Raw genomic sequence first — 14,632 nt, 5'->3', positions numbered from 1 at the left:
TTATGTTGCTTCTGCTCTTGTTAACGGACTATTAGGAGACTGACGTGTGAACAACTGACCTGGTTGCTGCATGAGCTGTGAGGCGAGAGCTGCACGCTCTTGGTTGGCGCCAGGTATCTGCACAGGCTGAGAAGGAATCTGACCTTGCTGTAGCTGTGACATATAACCATCCACATCCTGAAGAATCTTATCGACACCTGGAGCGTCATAGTGCTTCAGATATGTACGTGGGTCGATGTAGCCTCTGTCAAGCAGCTTGTCAAGCATCTCATTACCCAGCTGCAGGAAGGCTGCTGAGCTGGCAGAGTTCTTAATAGCGACATTATACTTCACGTCACGGGATGCATTTGCCTTAAAGAAGATCTGTTCCTCTGCACGTCTTGGTGTCACATCACGTCCTTCCTCGTAATACTGCTGCATGGTGATACACTTCTTCATGGCACATCGTTCCTCGAAGCCGTTGAACTTCTTGATGAGTGGATAGATGGTGGTAGTGGCATTATGCGCCTCCAATGCGTAGCGGGCATATGACGTACCTGCATTAGGTTCCTTACCCTGTAGAGCACCTGACACACCTGAAACCTCATGCAGCATGTTCATCTGTAGCTGCAACATCTCCGTATGTCCGATGTTCATGGCACTATGTGTGAAGAACTCAGGCTTAGCTCCTGAGCGTCCTGGCTTAGTGTCATCATAGACGAACACTGCATCGAACTTGGTCTTTTGGTTAGCATACTCCTCGACGGTCATATCATCCGGCTTCATGCTCAATGGCAGGAAGGTCATGCCCTTGGCGGCATTCTTCATAGCCATATCACCCATCATCACTGTGCGGTTGATATAACGCTGTTGATCGATGAAGAACGACATGAACGGATGAATCTCTCCATTGATATAAGGATAGAGTGATACGCTGAATGGATGGGTCTTGTAGTCATAAGGACATTCCTGCTCGTACAGGATGCGGCCATTGGGTGCCAGATAGTAACACTGCCAATACTTATCCACAATCTCTACAGCAGTGATATAGCCTCGCAGCTCTTCAGGAACTCCCTGCTCATCATACATCGCCTTACGTTCCAGATTAATCTTACGCAGAGCGGGAAGGTCCTTCTTCTCGCAACGGAAGAACTTGCTTATTGGGTCTGCTGATAGCGGGTCGCAACACTGGTAGCGTGGTTTGATCTCTTGTCTCCACACCTCAATGACACGGCAAAGGTTGATGTCAGAAGGACGGAAAAAGGACACATTATCGATGTCATTCAGCTCGTTGACTTGTGTTGACGAGCCTCCTTGTCCCTGTTCGAGGTGGTAGATATCCTCCAGCTCTTCGATAGTCAGCCCATACTCACGTTTGGCGAACCGATAGAAAAGGTCTTCACGGGACATATCACAGAGACGGCCAATGAGACGAATATCACGATGGGTAGGGTCAGAGCCGCCTTCCCAGAACATGTAATACGGATTCTGATAGTCGGTGTAAGAGTCATAGACCTCGTCACGTTCCTCCCATACTTCATACGTGAAGGCAGCACCTGAGATAAGGTATTCGGCAAAGGTGGTGTCGAGCAATTCCGACATATAGGTATTCTGCCAGTTTGTCTGTAGGGCTGCAGACATATTATCCGACAGTTCCTTAGCTGCCTGGTTACGTGCATAGCATACAGGTTCTGTCTCTTGTTTAGCATGAACACCGAACACCGAAGACCACAGCGATATAAGGACATTGTTCTTCAGTGGTACATTACCATTCATACGTATCAGCTTCTCCTCCGATATATCTCCTAAGCCTTTTACGTTGATAATGTCTCCCCATTGGTTACCGAAGAGATACCGCAGCACCCTTGCACGCTCCTGACGGAAGTTCTCCTTGTTCATCCAGCTACGTTCACATTCCGACAGCAGTCCAAGATCATATTTCTCGGACTGCATGTTACGTCTTCGCCTCTCCTGGATGGATGACTTCCTGTTGCCCTTGGCCAATGGTGCAACGTCTTTAAGAGTCAATAACGGTCGTGTCATTCTTCTTCTCTTTTTCCTGCAAAGATACTCCATCTAAAACGTTCACTTTTCACGTTTTTTCCCTTTGCCTGCTTTTATAGATACCCCCGATATTTGGAAGGAAAAAACGTGAAAAATACCCAAAAACAATCTCGTAATTTTACGCTCGAAATCATTCATACAAACAATAATATATTATGGCAGAAGTAGATGGAAAGAATCTAACGCAGGAGCAGCAAAAGCCTCTCCAGGAGATGGAACAGACAAAAGAGGCTCCTAAGCTAACGTCCAAGGAGAGATATCGTGGACGCTACAAAGAGAAGCATCCTGACCTCGACCTCGACAACGAGGATGCCTTCTATGACCAGGCAAACAAAAACCTGGATGAACTTGAAAATTACCGTGAGAGCAATGATGCTCTTGGTAAGGCCTTCGATGAGACCCCGCTGTTGGGAGGTCTTGTTATGGCAGCTAAGAATGGCGAGAACCCCTTTGTATATTTGGCTGAGAATGTAGGTCCGGACATGGACATCCGTGAGCTGGCTAAAAATCCTGACTTCTCGAAGAAGATGGGTGAGGCCCTGCAGAAATTCATGGATAAGCAGAAGCAGGGCTTGCAGGCACGCAAGGAACAAGGTGAGAATATGGTCAAGAGCTTCGAGACACTGAAAGAGATACAGAAGGAACGTGGTCTCAGCGATGAGCAGTGTGTGAAGATGGCCAAGGACTTTTTCGGTGAGGTTGATGAGGACGGCAACCCTGTTGGCAAGGAGAGCTGGATGCAGTTGGCCTCGAAAGGTGTGGTCACCAAGGATATGTGGGATGCCCTTTTCAATGCTCGTAACTACGCATCGGACATTGCCGCTGCTGAGGAGCGTGCAAGAGCATCGGCTCTCAACGAGAAGATTCAGAACCCGCTGCGTGACTTTAATAGCACGGGGTTGCCTAAGTCTATGCCTTCAGGCGGTGCTGGCCGTGGTGAGCGTAAGCCTAAGAAGGACAATGGTAGCTTAGAGTCGTTTAAGGCATCACTTGGCATTGAGGATTAAGCATGATGGACTGTCCTATTTATGACCCCGCACCATTGCACCCCGACCCTGTAGTTATTGAAGATAGTAACATGCAGCCCGAAGGGCGCAATGCAGGTGTAAACCTTCCTGGTACCCAGATGTCGGTAACACAGCTAAGACGTGCTAAGCTGATTGATTAATTAACACTATATATAACCACTTAAAAAAGAAAGAAATGAAAAAGTTATTCAATTATCTTCGAGGACATGGACTGATGGTCAGTCTTGTTCTTATCGTGATGGCGGTCATGTTCGGTGGCGCAGGTATCTCTCTTGCAGAAGGTGCTGCAGTCGTAGATCCCGACCCCGCCAACCCCGACCCTGTAAATCCCAATACCAACAACATGGCAGACCCAACGGGTGAGGGCGCAGGTCAGAATCTTCCTGGCACACAGGGCAGCGCAACGCAGGAGCGTCGTGGTGGTCTCGTTCCGGAGGAGTATGACCCTGACGTAGTCAAGTACAATGCCGCTAAGTATGTGTTGCTGAACCTGGCACGAACTGTTGCTGTGCAGCGTTCTGTTAAGGGCTATGAGATTGACCACTTCCGCATCGGTGAGGCTGACCTGGTACTGCGCACCACTGCTGCTATTGCAGAGGGTGAGACCATCAAGCTGTCAACGAGCAACGTCAGCGGTGACATCCACCAGCTAGGTGTATCGTCAACCGTCATCGTGAAGGGTGTCAATGGTTATGTTGATGGCTCAACCACCAAGACCGATGGAGACTTGGTATTGTTCGTCAGTGCTGCTAACGAGGACGAGATTACTCTGCGTCCGATCAATGGTAAGGCCAAGGTTGAAGGACAGATCTCTGAGCACCTGCGTGACTACCTGGTGCCCGCTATCCCTGCCAACACCGAGCTGTATGTGTCGAGCTATGCAGGCTCTGAGTCGCAGAAGATAGTAAACCCCGACAACAGCCAGCCACGCTCTACCCGTGTCTATCTGCAGAAGCGTATCATCAACATCGTGGTTACTGACCATGAGCGTGAGATCCTGAAGAAGACTCCTTGGGGCTTCGATGATATGAAAGACCAGGCTATCGGTAACTTCAGCAAGAAGTTCGAGCGTGACCTGTGGGATGGTAAGCAGAAGAAGTTCATTGTGCGTATCAAGAATGGTAACGAGGAGTATGTATATACCTCTCAGGGCATCCTTCGCCAGCTGACCAACACCCTAGGTATTGAAGGCAAGTTTAAATTCATGCATATCACTGCTATTGGTAAGGTGATGTTCACCAAGTTCGCTGAGACCACTGAGGCATACCTGCTCTGCGGTAAGAACAAGGTAGGCGAGATTGCCAACATGGAGGAGATCCAGAAGCAGATGGAGGCTAAATATAGTCACCACAAGACTGACTACGGCATCGTGGTACGTGACCTGGTATCTAATTTCGGAACGCTGCATGTGGTATATGCGCCTATGATGGATGAATTGGGCATGGAGGACTTCTGTGTGGCCGTGCCTCTGCAGATTGCACGCTACTACCACAAGGTTAAGAAGGAGTCCACCATTGACCTTAACAAGGCTGGTGATGAGGCTCGTGAGGCACAGCGATGGACTTACATCGAAATTGCAGCTCTGGCACTGCGTGGACAGAACAGCATGCTTATCGGTCCTTCTGACCGCATTGTAGAGAAGAACCTGTCACAGGATACCAATCCTATCAATATTGTTGATGCATTGCCCGATAATCCATACAACGGCATGATCATCAGCTTTGATGAGGATATGGAGTACAATGACACTACTCTCGACCATGAAAAGGCATGGCAGTGGAACGGTACCACATGGGTAGAGTTCACCGGTAACGTCTAATCATAAAGGGTAGCCTCTGCACTATTGCAGTGGCTACCTATAACCTTTTAAAAAGAATAAGATTATGCTTAAAGTATATCAGCTAAGACGCAATCAGAACAGTTTCGATGTGACATTCAAGTATCGTGGCGTCTCTGTGCGCTGTGAGTTCGTTGACGGAAACACATACAATGGAACACCCGCCAAGTGCTATACCCGTGACGAGTTCAAGCAGCGTGCCATCGAAGCCAGTGAGCTGTATAAGAACAAGGAGATTATCCTGGAGCGTCAGGTGGAGGAAGCTAGTGATATTGCTAAGAAGGCTGCTAAAGCGGCTGCTAGAGCGGCAAAGGCCGATTTGGGTAATTCGACTCCTCCTCCCCCTACTCCTACTCCTCCCTCTACTCCTACTCCAACGGTTGATGACGAAGACCCAGGTGGCGATGGTATGCAGAAGATGACCTTCGACAACCTTGGTGAGGCCATTCAGTATATTGCGGCCAACTGGCAGGTGCAGGTACAGAGTGAAGCTGAGGCCCGTGCTTTCCTGAAGGAGCACCAGATTCAGCCAACCATCAAAAGAGGATAAGATATGATATTGTCGGAGATTGTGACTAGGGTAAAGTCGGCTATCGATGAGATGTCGCAGGAAGGCACCAATCTGCAGTATGAAAACGCTGACGAAGAGGAGCTTGATGCCATCATTAAGGACAAGGTGGTCTATGCTCTACAGTACATCATCGAAAGGGCACCTGCGAGCAAGTTAGATAGTAGTGTCTTAACCGATCTCACCACTCAGGCTGGTTTTGCTCTCGCTATAGATCAAGACCTTATAGCACATGTGACGCTGCCATCCAATGTGCTACGAGTTGTGACGGCCAGACTATCATCCTGGTCACAATCGCCAGCAATAGAAACAGAACAGTCGCAGGCCTACCTGATGCAGCTTGACGAGTATGCGAGAGGCAGTTGGGATAGACCTGTGACAATATGGACAACAAGAGGCCTAGAGATGTTCAGTGCCAAAAGTCGGCAGGACAGCATAACGCTTGTTGGTGTAGTGAAGCCATCATTGGCTACAGTAAATAGCGATGTCCCCGTACCGATACAGCTAGAAGGTGCTTACATCTACCATCTAGCAGGACTTGTAATGACGGCCTTCAGGGAGGAGGTGGCCGACAAACTGATGACTATTGCATCACGTTATTTAGGTTATGAGGGAGAAGGAGGTGTGCAATGATAGTCCCTACATTCACATTCGATGCAGATCTTAACGGTTACGTCTGTGAACCAATCACATTGCTCGCATCATCCATTGTTGAAATATCGCTAGTACGCAAAGCCCCTGTTGTAGTAATGAAACTAGACACAGATGGAGAATATGTCAACTATGGGCAGACACCATCTGTTAGCGACAATTATCGAGTTAAACTTAATATTTTGCACCAAACCACCATCCGTTTGGCAACTCCGGTGGAAGTAACCAAATGCATAATTATCGATTGAACTATGAAACTATTTGAATTTGTAATGAACATCCGTGACTATAGGGTTCTAGCACAGGCCAAAGATATTGCGCTTCGTGCGATACACAGTATACATATAGCACCTGGTGCCGTCACCTCAGAAAAGATTGCACCAGGTGCCATAGGTAATGATGGTATCGCAGATGGAGCTGTTACTACCGATAAGTTGCAGGATGGAAGTGTCACTAGTTCGAAAATAGCCAACAATACCATTGGTAGTAGTAAGATTGCTGATAATGCTGTTTCAAGTGAAAAGATTGCCCCTGGTGCTGTAACAACAGAGAAGATTCAGGATGGAAGTATAAATGGGGATAATATAGCACCAGGGACAATCACCAAAGACAAGTTTGCACCATCAGCAATTATGGAACTTAACAATGTTACCAAGGAAGCTGAAGATGCTGCAGCACTTGCTAACGATAATGCTGTCATTGCCAAAAACCAAGGAGACTATGCCAAAAACCAAGGAGACTATGCCAAAAACCAAGGAGACTATGCCAAAAACCAAGGAGACTATGCCAAAAATCAGGCAGATGGAGCTAAAGGTGGATACCCGACACTTAACCATAGATTGGGCAATATAGACTATTCTATCGAGACAATCAAAGAATGCCTTCCAACTGAGGCTGGAAGGCATAACCAACTAGCAGACAAAGATTTTGTCAACAGTAGCATTGCTACTGCAACAGCCGACTTTAAAGGGACTTATAATAGTCTGGCTGAATTGCGCCAAGTAGTGGGTAACAGCAATGACTATGCTTATGTCATTGACAATGACAGTGTCGGTAATACCGTGTATATGCGTTATAAGTGGTCAAATGGAGACTGGCATTGGGAATTTGACCTTAACAACTCATCGTACACCGCTGCACAGTGGGCGGCCATCAAGAGCGGCATCACAGCGGCACTGGTAACAAAACTCACCGACCTGCCAACCAATACAGAACTGAACCAGCGTATGCAGACGGCAATCGCTACGGAGCTTGCTTCGTATTACACCAAGGCAGAGATTGACGCTCAGTTACAGATTATCAACATCAGCCTGTCAGGAAAGGCTTCGCAAACAGACCTTACGGTGGAGAGAAACCGTGCAAAAGCGGCGGAGCGGGAGATAAAGGACAGAGTGCTGTTCATGGAGAAGAGTTTCGGTAAGTACGACGGCGAGCGCGAAATCACGCTCCAGCAGGCAAAGGCTGGTAAGTATGTGAACACCGACGGAGGCGAGAGTGCCGCCACGGGCTATGGCATCAGCACCCCAATCACACTGAACGCGGGCGACATTCTATTGATTCCGAGTGCGCAGGCTGTGCCGGCATCGGTTAGTGTGGTGGCACGAATGGTTGACCGTACTTATCAGAAAGTTATTGTCTATATCTACACCTACCGCGAGGACCATCCCGAACTGCCTGCAACGGCAACGGCTGACTACGACGCTACGCTGGTATATACTGCCGTATATGACGAGAGCGGCGACACGCCGGTACTGACAGGATGGATGCGCAACGGAGATACCTACACCAAACTGCCTGCCACCCGTGAGGTGTCGGAGCAGTTCTATGAGCCGCTGATGAAGCAGGCCGTCGCAGCGATGCCGTCAACGGGTTACTATATCTATCTGAGTCCTACAGCTATGACGGTGGTCGTATCAGGACTGACGGCAACCGTTAGCGGCGGCACTGCGCTGGTAGTCGGATGGGGTATCTTCAAGAATATCACCACCAACTTCGTAGGTGCTCCTGGTCAATCGGTGCTGGCACAGGCTTTCGCCGTGCTCTTCGCTGCCATCGACGGATTGAAGGCGCAGCTTTCCGACCTCGGCGAGACCCGTGCCGACAGTATTGACTTCGGCAACCTGCCGCGTTTCTGCGGTCAGCCAATGGTTATCGAAGCCGCTGGTGCGCCTGCATCGCCTATCCTCCCAACCATGGTAGGCCAACGCTATCACGACACTACCAATAAGAAGGTTTACGAGGCATTCAGTGTGACAGGTTCCATCAGCGACTGGGTACTGCTGAATTAGTTTCAAGTCTCATGTTTCAAGATTAAAAAGTAATAAGTTATGGCTATCAAATCATACAACAGCAAGGCTGACTACCAGGCAGCCGTGAAGCCCACCACCGAGAGTCAGGTGAGCATGATTGAGACAACCCGCGAAATCATCGTGGACGGTGTGAATGTCGTTACCACGCAGCCCATCGTTGGCGATGTGGTGTTCCTCGACGATCAGAACAAAGTCATCTATGTGAAAGGTGGCGCATGGATTCAGAAGGCGAACATTCCCGCTGCATGGACGCACGTCGGTTATGTCTATTTCCGCAAGGGTAAGCAGGTGGGAATCATCCATAAAACGGGTGCCGACGAGAAGTGGCTCGACGTTTCGCAGTATGCATGGACAGATGCCGTACTCGACGGTGCTGAGCACGAGAAGACCATTGGTCTGCGATTCGGACTGCCTAATTGGGACACGACTACCAGCATCACCTTCATCTACACTGCCACGACGCTGGCAGAGGCTGCTGCTGCCTGCACCGCCGCCATCGAAGCGAAGCTGACTGAACTCGGTGCGCCACAGACCACTATCGACCAGTGGTGGGCGTATGCCGACGAGGAGAATGGACGTGTCATTGTACAGCGCGACGCTTGTACCGACTACCGATTCTATAACTGCTCGGGGATGACACACATCACCTGGGGTGATATGCCGGCCAGCAACAACACAGGATTCCGCGCCAGCGGCCGCGCCAGCAACCAGCGAACCATGAACGATGCCCAAGGTGCAGCCTACTATAGCAACAACGGTGCAGAACCTGCCGCCGATGTACCCTTGAAGGCCGCAGGCACCATTGTGAAGCGCACCGCGTTCGAGACGTCGCCCTACTGCAAGGCGTTGCGCGACGCCTACGGCACCTATCAAAACTACATCCACGAGGAGTATCATGTCGTCTATCCTCAGCACCTCGGCGCATTCTCCCTGCCCGACGGCGCGGCGATGGCCGAGAAGTACGCCCGCATGTCCGCGCCTACCAAGGCTGGCGGTGAAAAATACAAGTTCCCTGCGCTCTACTACGGCTATAATAAGTCGTTCGGTGTGGACGGTCTGGACTTCGGCGACTGGCACCTGCCCGGCGTGCTGGAGGGCTGCTACCTGATGGCTGATGCCACACTTGCTGCACTTGCTCCGAGCATCAGCAAGATGGGTACAACAACAATTAATAACTCCGCGCACCGTTGGTTTGCTCAGAGGTACAACGTGAACAACGCTTGGTTCTTCGACGGCGACAACGGCAACCTGAGCAGCATCATCGTGTACGTCAGGTATCGTTGTCAGGCGGTCACGCTTTTGAATATTGGATAACCTTTGCGAGGCGCGTCCCTGCGCCTCGCATTTACCTGCAAAAAGAAACATGAATACATACAAGAAACCTCGTGGCAATAAGGCAAAGCGGGATAAAGATTCCATTCTTGCCGACACGAAGAACCTGCTTTATGTTCTCTACGGCAGCATCCAGCGAATGCCGAAGATAGAGCGCATAGAGGGTGCGCCAATGGAGATGAAGCGTGCCGCCAACGGCATTATTGAGTCGTTCTCAATAGCCAAAGAATGTCCCGAGGTGCGCTTGCAAGAGATTCATAAGATGTTTGGTTGCTATGGTCACCTGCTCGCCAACTTTGACCCCTGCATCGTGCAGGGGTTGATGACCGACAGCGACAAGGTGCGCGTGGCAACTATATTAGAACGGATAGATGAAGGTATTAAGAGATGGCGCAACGCATCGCGCACGCTTAATCGTCAGGAGCAGCTGCAGGTCGGCACCGTCCACGACACGCCAGCGGCCGGCATCCAGTCGGAGCAGGCGCAGACGGCATGAGTGCAAGAGGTCACTGTCAGTATGGGTAAGAGTAAAAGGGAATGCGGCTATCATTAATAGCAGAACAACCCGCAACCGTGCGGCACGCCAGCCGCAATTCGGAGGGTATGACATTCCGACACTCCACGAACCGTTGGTTTGCTCAGAGGTACAACGTGAACAACGCTTGGATCTTCAACGGCAACAACGGCAACCTGAACAACAACAACGTGAACAACAGGAATCGTTGTCAGGCGGTCACGAATTTACTAAGGCTCACAAGAAAACAGATTAAGACGCATAAAGTCAGATGATGACTGAGGAATACATAACGAAATGGCTCATTGAGACCATGTACGCCGCACGCAAAAACAAGCGATATGGCCGCGACTCTATAGACTTCGAGCGCAGATGGGTGCCGGAATTGCGTCGCATGGCTCACGCACTCGCTACTCGTTCATTCCGTGTGGAGCGCAACTACGCCTTCCTTACCTCCGTTCCTAAGTGGCGAGAGATATTCGCCACGGAATTTCAGGGTCGCATGGCAGACCACCTGCTGTGCGACTCGCTTTCTCCTTACATCGAGCAAGAGCTACACTCGCGCACATTCAACAATCGCGTCAGCAAAGGTTCACAGGCCGCTATTAATCAGGTGATAGAAGATATCGCAGAGGTGACTGGAGGCTACCGTGAGCCTGCACGTATTATCAAATGGGACTTAAAAGGATTCTTCCCAAATGCCAACCTTGATGTAATGTGCAGACTGTTCTGTGAGTTGATAGACCGTCATGCCGACGATATTGTTAGTAGCTTTGACGACGAAACGCCGGAGTTCCTGAAATGGCTAGCAATGGTCATTATTCACTGCCGGCCACAGACACACTATGAGCTACGTACACCGTGGCGGCTGTGGAAAGAGCATATCGAGCCAGAGAAGTCGCTGTTCAGTAAGCCGCCGGGCATTGGTGCTCACATCGGGCGCATGACATCGCAGACGGGAATGGGGCTGTATCTGAACGATGAGGTACGCTGGCTCAACGACGAATGCGGTATCCGCTCAACACTCTTCATGGATGACTGCGTGATGGTAGTTCCTGGGCGATTGCATTCCTATGCGCTGTCGTTATTTCCCGAACTCCGCAGGCGTCTGGCCGCAAAGGGTGTGCGCATGAACGAGAAGAAATTCTACGATCAGCCCTATCAGCACGGCCTTGAGTTTCTGGGATCGCATATCCGCGCCTGGAGTATCATCCTAAATGACGTGACCTATGCGCGTGCTATTGCACGTATTAAGGAATACAACGCTATTCCTAACAACGAGAAATACTACCACCTTGACCGATTTGTCAGTACCGTCAATTCCTACACGGGACTGCTAAAGAACCGCACATCGTTCCGTCGTATCTGCCGCCTGCGCGACGCTGTGGCAGCAGAATGGTGGCAGTGGTTAGAGTGGGACTACAATCGGAAATGTATCACATATAAACAAGGCGATTCGCCTAACGAAAGACTAAACGATAAATATCATTTAAATTTAAAATGTTATGACACAATCAGAAATCATCGAGCAGAAAAATGCTCTGGACAGCGAAAAGCTGACACTTCAGTCGCAGCTTGACAGCGACGACTACAAAACGCAAAAGAACTCTGAGTACAAGGAAGCAGGCAAACCTTATCCTTATGATCCTGTAGAATTGCACGCTAAACACCAGGCGTGGCGCGACCGCATCAACGAGATTGAGGACGAAATCAAGCGACTGGATGCTATCGAGCCTGAGGAAGAAACTCCCCCGACTTTATAATAAGAGAACCACCAACTTATCACAAAACGCCCTGCATGCAGTGCTGTCGAGGGAGTATAGACCTTGATTGCATCACGTGCAGAGATTATTGTATGTTGGTGGTTCAGAATGCAAAGATAAGAATTAATATCGAACAAACAAAAAAATTGCACTATGAAAGTTGTAGAATTGCTAAAAATCAGCTCTCCTGCGTTAAAAATGCTCTCAGAGAATGAGATATGCCGTGACGACTGGCGGTTTGTGACTATGTATGAGGAGTATCTAAGAATGAGAAGCCATGGTATGAAGTATGCTGAGGCGGTGAGGATACTTGCTGAAGACTACTCTGTAGGCAGGGCAACCATTGAACGTGCAGTATCAAGGTTGGGAAAGGAACTGACCAACTGTTAAATAGCATCACACATTGAGGTTATTATATAAAGCTTGGTGATCACCTTCAAGCATAATGTCATCTATCTTTGTGATGTCAATGCGCATGACGGAGATAATCAACAAAGTATTAACATCAATTCCTTATTATTATGACAGAAGAGAAATTTATCAGTCTCGGCTCAGATGCTAACGGCTTCGGTGGTCGTAGCAACGGATGGAGTCCTGCCGACTTCGCTGCCGTGATGGGTAACAACCGTAATGGCGGTATCTTTGGTAGCAATGGCATGTGGGACGGAGTGCTCGGCCTGTTTGGTCTTGGCATCGTCAGCAGCATGTTCGGCTGGAACGGCAACCAGAACAACAACCGCGGTAACTGCAACTGCAACGACGAGGCCATCTCTGCCGCACTGGCCAACGTCGTGGCCAACAGCAACGGACAGCAACTGCTGATGCAACAGATTACAGGCGTAGGCAACCGAGTGGCAGAACTCGCTACGGCATACGGTGTTTCGACAGATGCCGTACAGGCAGGTTTGAACAACGTTAGTCTGGCCATGGCCAACTTCGCAGCTCAGAGCAACATGAGTGTAGCACAGCTGCAAATGGCACTACAAAAGGGGCAAAGTGACATTGCATTGCAGTTCTGCAGCTGTTGCAAAGATCAGGCACTGGCTATGTGTCAGCAGACGAACACGCTAGTTACTGAGGGAAATCGCAACACCCAGCGCATCGTGGACTCTCAGAACGAGGGGTTCCGCTCTATCCTCCAGCAGATGTACAATGACAAACTGGAGGCCAAGAACGAGAAGATAGCCGAGCTAACAGCCCTAGCTTTGGCGAAGGATGGAAAGATTAGTCAGATTGAGCAGAACCAACTGCTGATGGGCGGTATGGCACAGATGCAATCTGCACTCCAGTCTCAGATTGGAGGTGTGAAGACAGAGGTTGATGCCATTAAGCGTTGTCAGACTCCAGTTCTGACCGTTCCCGACAATCGCTATCAGGCTGTGCCAACGGGCATCGCTAACATTGGCAGCGATTTTATCGGCACACTGCTGGTAGCACGTCTATTTGGGCTGATTCCTGGGACAGGTACGGGCACCGACACAGGCGGAGGCACCACACCCACCCAGTCTGCACGCTAAAGATGGATGGTGGCGACGGATAGTCCGTCGCCTGCTATCCATCATCAAAGAGATTATTAACAAAGTATCAAAAACAGGAGATTATGTTTCAGAGTTTATCGAAAGGCAGTAAGGTCTTCATGCTTGACCTTAGTGACAATGGTCCCGTTTACTCAGAGGGTATCGTAACCGATGTGAGCCAGCCCCATGTGAAGGATGCGCAACCCGGTCAGTTTCTACAAGCTATAGCTTTAGGCCAGCAACAGGAGGTCGTTGTTGACTTGGTTATAGGCACGTCCAGCGGTCAGAGGACATTCAGGAATGTTCCGGCACAGGGCGTCGTTGACCGTGGAGGCTCGACAGTAATCACAGAGAGCTTGGAGCTGATGGATGTTGAGATCCAGCAGCTGGAGAGGATTAGCGATGAGCACATAGCTAAGAATCCGTGGCACGTGAAAGCCAAGGGTGAGTATGTAGATATCAGGAAGAAGATCAGTCCGAAGTTTGCCCATGAGCAAGAACGCGACGAGACGATAGAGAACCTGAAGAACCAGTATGGAGAACTTAAATCACAGAATGAAAATATTCAGGCTACGCAGAAAGAAATACTGGATTTGCTGAAGAAAACTTCGAAGGTATAGTAATCCTGATTGCCGTAATGTGGCAATGTACAAAACACTTAAAACGTAAAAAAGAGATATGAGCGAGAATTTCATGATTATCAAGACGAAGAAGCTATCACCCCGTGAGGTGAAGAAGAAACTTCGTGACTTCATTGACAGTATCAGTGAAGATTGTGGCCCTGAAGTTGAAAAGATGGCCGAAGAACTGAAGGCTCATGGTGACAGCTTTGTGGATGCTCTGTGTGAAGGTGGTACAGCGAACTATCGTAATGATGGCTATTCCCCATCATATCATAACAATGGCGCTGACTATCGTGCCGGAATGGGACGTGCCTACCATCGTGATTCACCGATGTATCGCAACGAAGGTACCTGGGAAGAGCGTGAGGAACTTCGCAAGAAGAACGAGCAGAAGCTCCAGGAGATTGATCGTATGATGCAGGAACTGCGTCATAGCTTGTAAAACGT

16 protein-coding genes are annotated in these 14,632 nt (G+C 49.5%); 15 read left to right on the top strand and 1 reads right to left on the bottom strand.

All coding sequences use genetic code 11. From position 1 onward, the window contains the following. The gene (locus tag L6472_RS06140) at nt 1-2,022 is read right to left on the bottom strand and encodes a hypothetical protein (protein WP_237807813.1); all 2,022 of its coding nucleotides are present in this window, start codon (nt 2,020-2,022) and stop codon (nt 1-3) included. Nucleotides 2,023-2,198: 176 nt separating this feature from the next. Here L6472_RS06140 and L6472_RS06135 point away from each other — a divergent pair, with 176 nt between their 5' ends. The 15 genes from L6472_RS06135 (at nt 2,199) to L6472_RS06065 (ending at nt 14,627) form a co-directional block, all read left to right on the top strand. Beyond that, nucleotides 2,199-3,050, top strand: a complete 852-nt coding sequence (locus L6472_RS06135) for a hypothetical protein (protein WP_237807811.1) — start codon at nt 2,199-2,201, stop codon at nt 3,048-3,050. A gap of 2 nt (nt 3,051-3,052) precedes the next feature. Beyond that, nucleotides 3,053-3,211, top strand: a complete 159-nt coding sequence (locus L6472_RS06130; RefSeq protein ID WP_237807809.1) for a hypothetical protein — start codon at nt 3,053-3,055, stop codon at nt 3,209-3,211. Nucleotides 3,212-3,246: 35 nt separating this feature from the next. Further along, nucleotides 3,247-4,890, top strand: a complete 1,644-nt coding sequence (locus L6472_RS06125; protein WP_237807807.1) for a hypothetical protein — start codon at nt 3,247-3,249, stop codon at nt 4,888-4,890. Nucleotides 4,891-4,954: 64 nt separating this feature from the next. After that, nucleotides 4,955-5,458 carry a hypothetical protein gene (locus L6472_RS06120; RefSeq protein WP_237807806.1) on the top strand — a complete coding sequence of 168 codons (504 nt, stop codon included), beginning with the start codon at nt 4,955-4,957 and terminating at the stop codon, nt 5,456-5,458. A 21-nt stretch (nt 5,459-5,479) separates the two neighbouring features. After that, the gene (locus tag L6472_RS06115) at nt 5,480-6,109 is read left to right on the top strand and encodes a hypothetical protein (protein ID WP_237807805.1); all 630 of its coding nucleotides are present in this window, start codon (nt 5,480-5,482) and stop codon (nt 6,107-6,109) included. Between the two features lie 269 nt (nt 6,110-6,378). Beyond that, nucleotides 6,379-8,415: a hypothetical protein gene (locus L6472_RS06110; protein WP_237807804.1), complete on the top strand. Its 2,037-nt coding sequence runs from the start codon at nt 6,379-6,381 to the stop codon at nt 8,413-8,415. A gap of 39 nt (nt 8,416-8,454) precedes the next feature. Then, nucleotides 8,455-9,750 (top strand): hypothetical protein, encoded by a 1,296-nt coding sequence (locus tag L6472_RS06105; RefSeq protein ID WP_237807803.1) that lies wholly within the window; start codon nt 8,455-8,457, stop codon nt 9,748-9,750. 49 nt (nt 9,751-9,799) lie between these two features. After that, entirely contained in the window at nt 9,800-10,264 is a 465-nt protein-coding gene (locus tag L6472_RS06100; protein WP_237807802.1) for a hypothetical protein, read from the top strand. A gap of 41 nt (nt 10,265-10,305) precedes the next feature. Continuing rightward, complete coding sequence (locus tag L6472_RS06095) at nt 10,306-10,557, top strand: hypothetical protein (protein WP_237807801.1); 252 nt, start codon at nt 10,306-10,308, stop codon at nt 10,555-10,557. Continuing rightward, on the top strand, nt 10,554-11,861 hold the full coding sequence (locus L6472_RS06090; protein WP_237807799.1) for a hypothetical protein: 1,308 nt from the start codon (nt 10,554-10,556) through the stop codon (nt 11,859-11,861). The genes L6472_RS06095 and L6472_RS06090 overlap by 4 nt, the downstream gene beginning before the upstream one ends. Beyond that, on the top strand, nt 11,788-12,045 hold the full coding sequence (locus L6472_RS06085; protein WP_237807797.1) for a hypothetical protein: 258 nt from the start codon (nt 11,788-11,790) through the stop codon (nt 12,043-12,045). The genes L6472_RS06090 and L6472_RS06085 overlap by 74 nt, the downstream gene beginning before the upstream one ends. A gap of 198 nt (nt 12,046-12,243) precedes the next feature. Further along, nucleotides 12,244-12,435 (top strand): hypothetical protein, encoded by a 192-nt coding sequence (locus L6472_RS06080; protein ID WP_237807795.1) that lies wholly within the window; start codon nt 12,244-12,246, stop codon nt 12,433-12,435. Nucleotides 12,436-12,566: 131 nt separating this feature from the next. Further along, the gene (locus L6472_RS06075) at nt 12,567-13,562 is read left to right on the top strand and encodes a hypothetical protein (RefSeq protein WP_237807794.1); all 996 of its coding nucleotides are present in this window, start codon (nt 12,567-12,569) and stop codon (nt 13,560-13,562) included. Nucleotides 13,563-13,645: 83 nt separating this feature from the next. Continuing rightward, on the top strand, nt 13,646-14,182 hold the full coding sequence (locus L6472_RS06070; protein ID WP_237807793.1) for a hypothetical protein: 537 nt from the start codon (nt 13,646-13,648) through the stop codon (nt 14,180-14,182). Between the two features lie 58 nt (nt 14,183-14,240). Next, nucleotides 14,241-14,627, top strand: a complete 387-nt coding sequence (locus L6472_RS06065) for a hypothetical protein (protein WP_237807792.1) — start codon at nt 14,241-14,243, stop codon at nt 14,625-14,627. Nucleotides 14,628-14,632: the final 5 nt, after the last annotated feature.

The organism is Prevotella sp. E13-17, from assembly GCF_022024035.1.
Taxonomy (GTDB): domain Bacteria; phylum Bacteroidota; class Bacteroidia; order Bacteroidales; family Bacteroidaceae; genus Prevotella.
The sequence above is the reverse complement of the archived record's forward strand: the minus strand, read 5'-3'. Positions and strand labels throughout refer to the sequence as shown.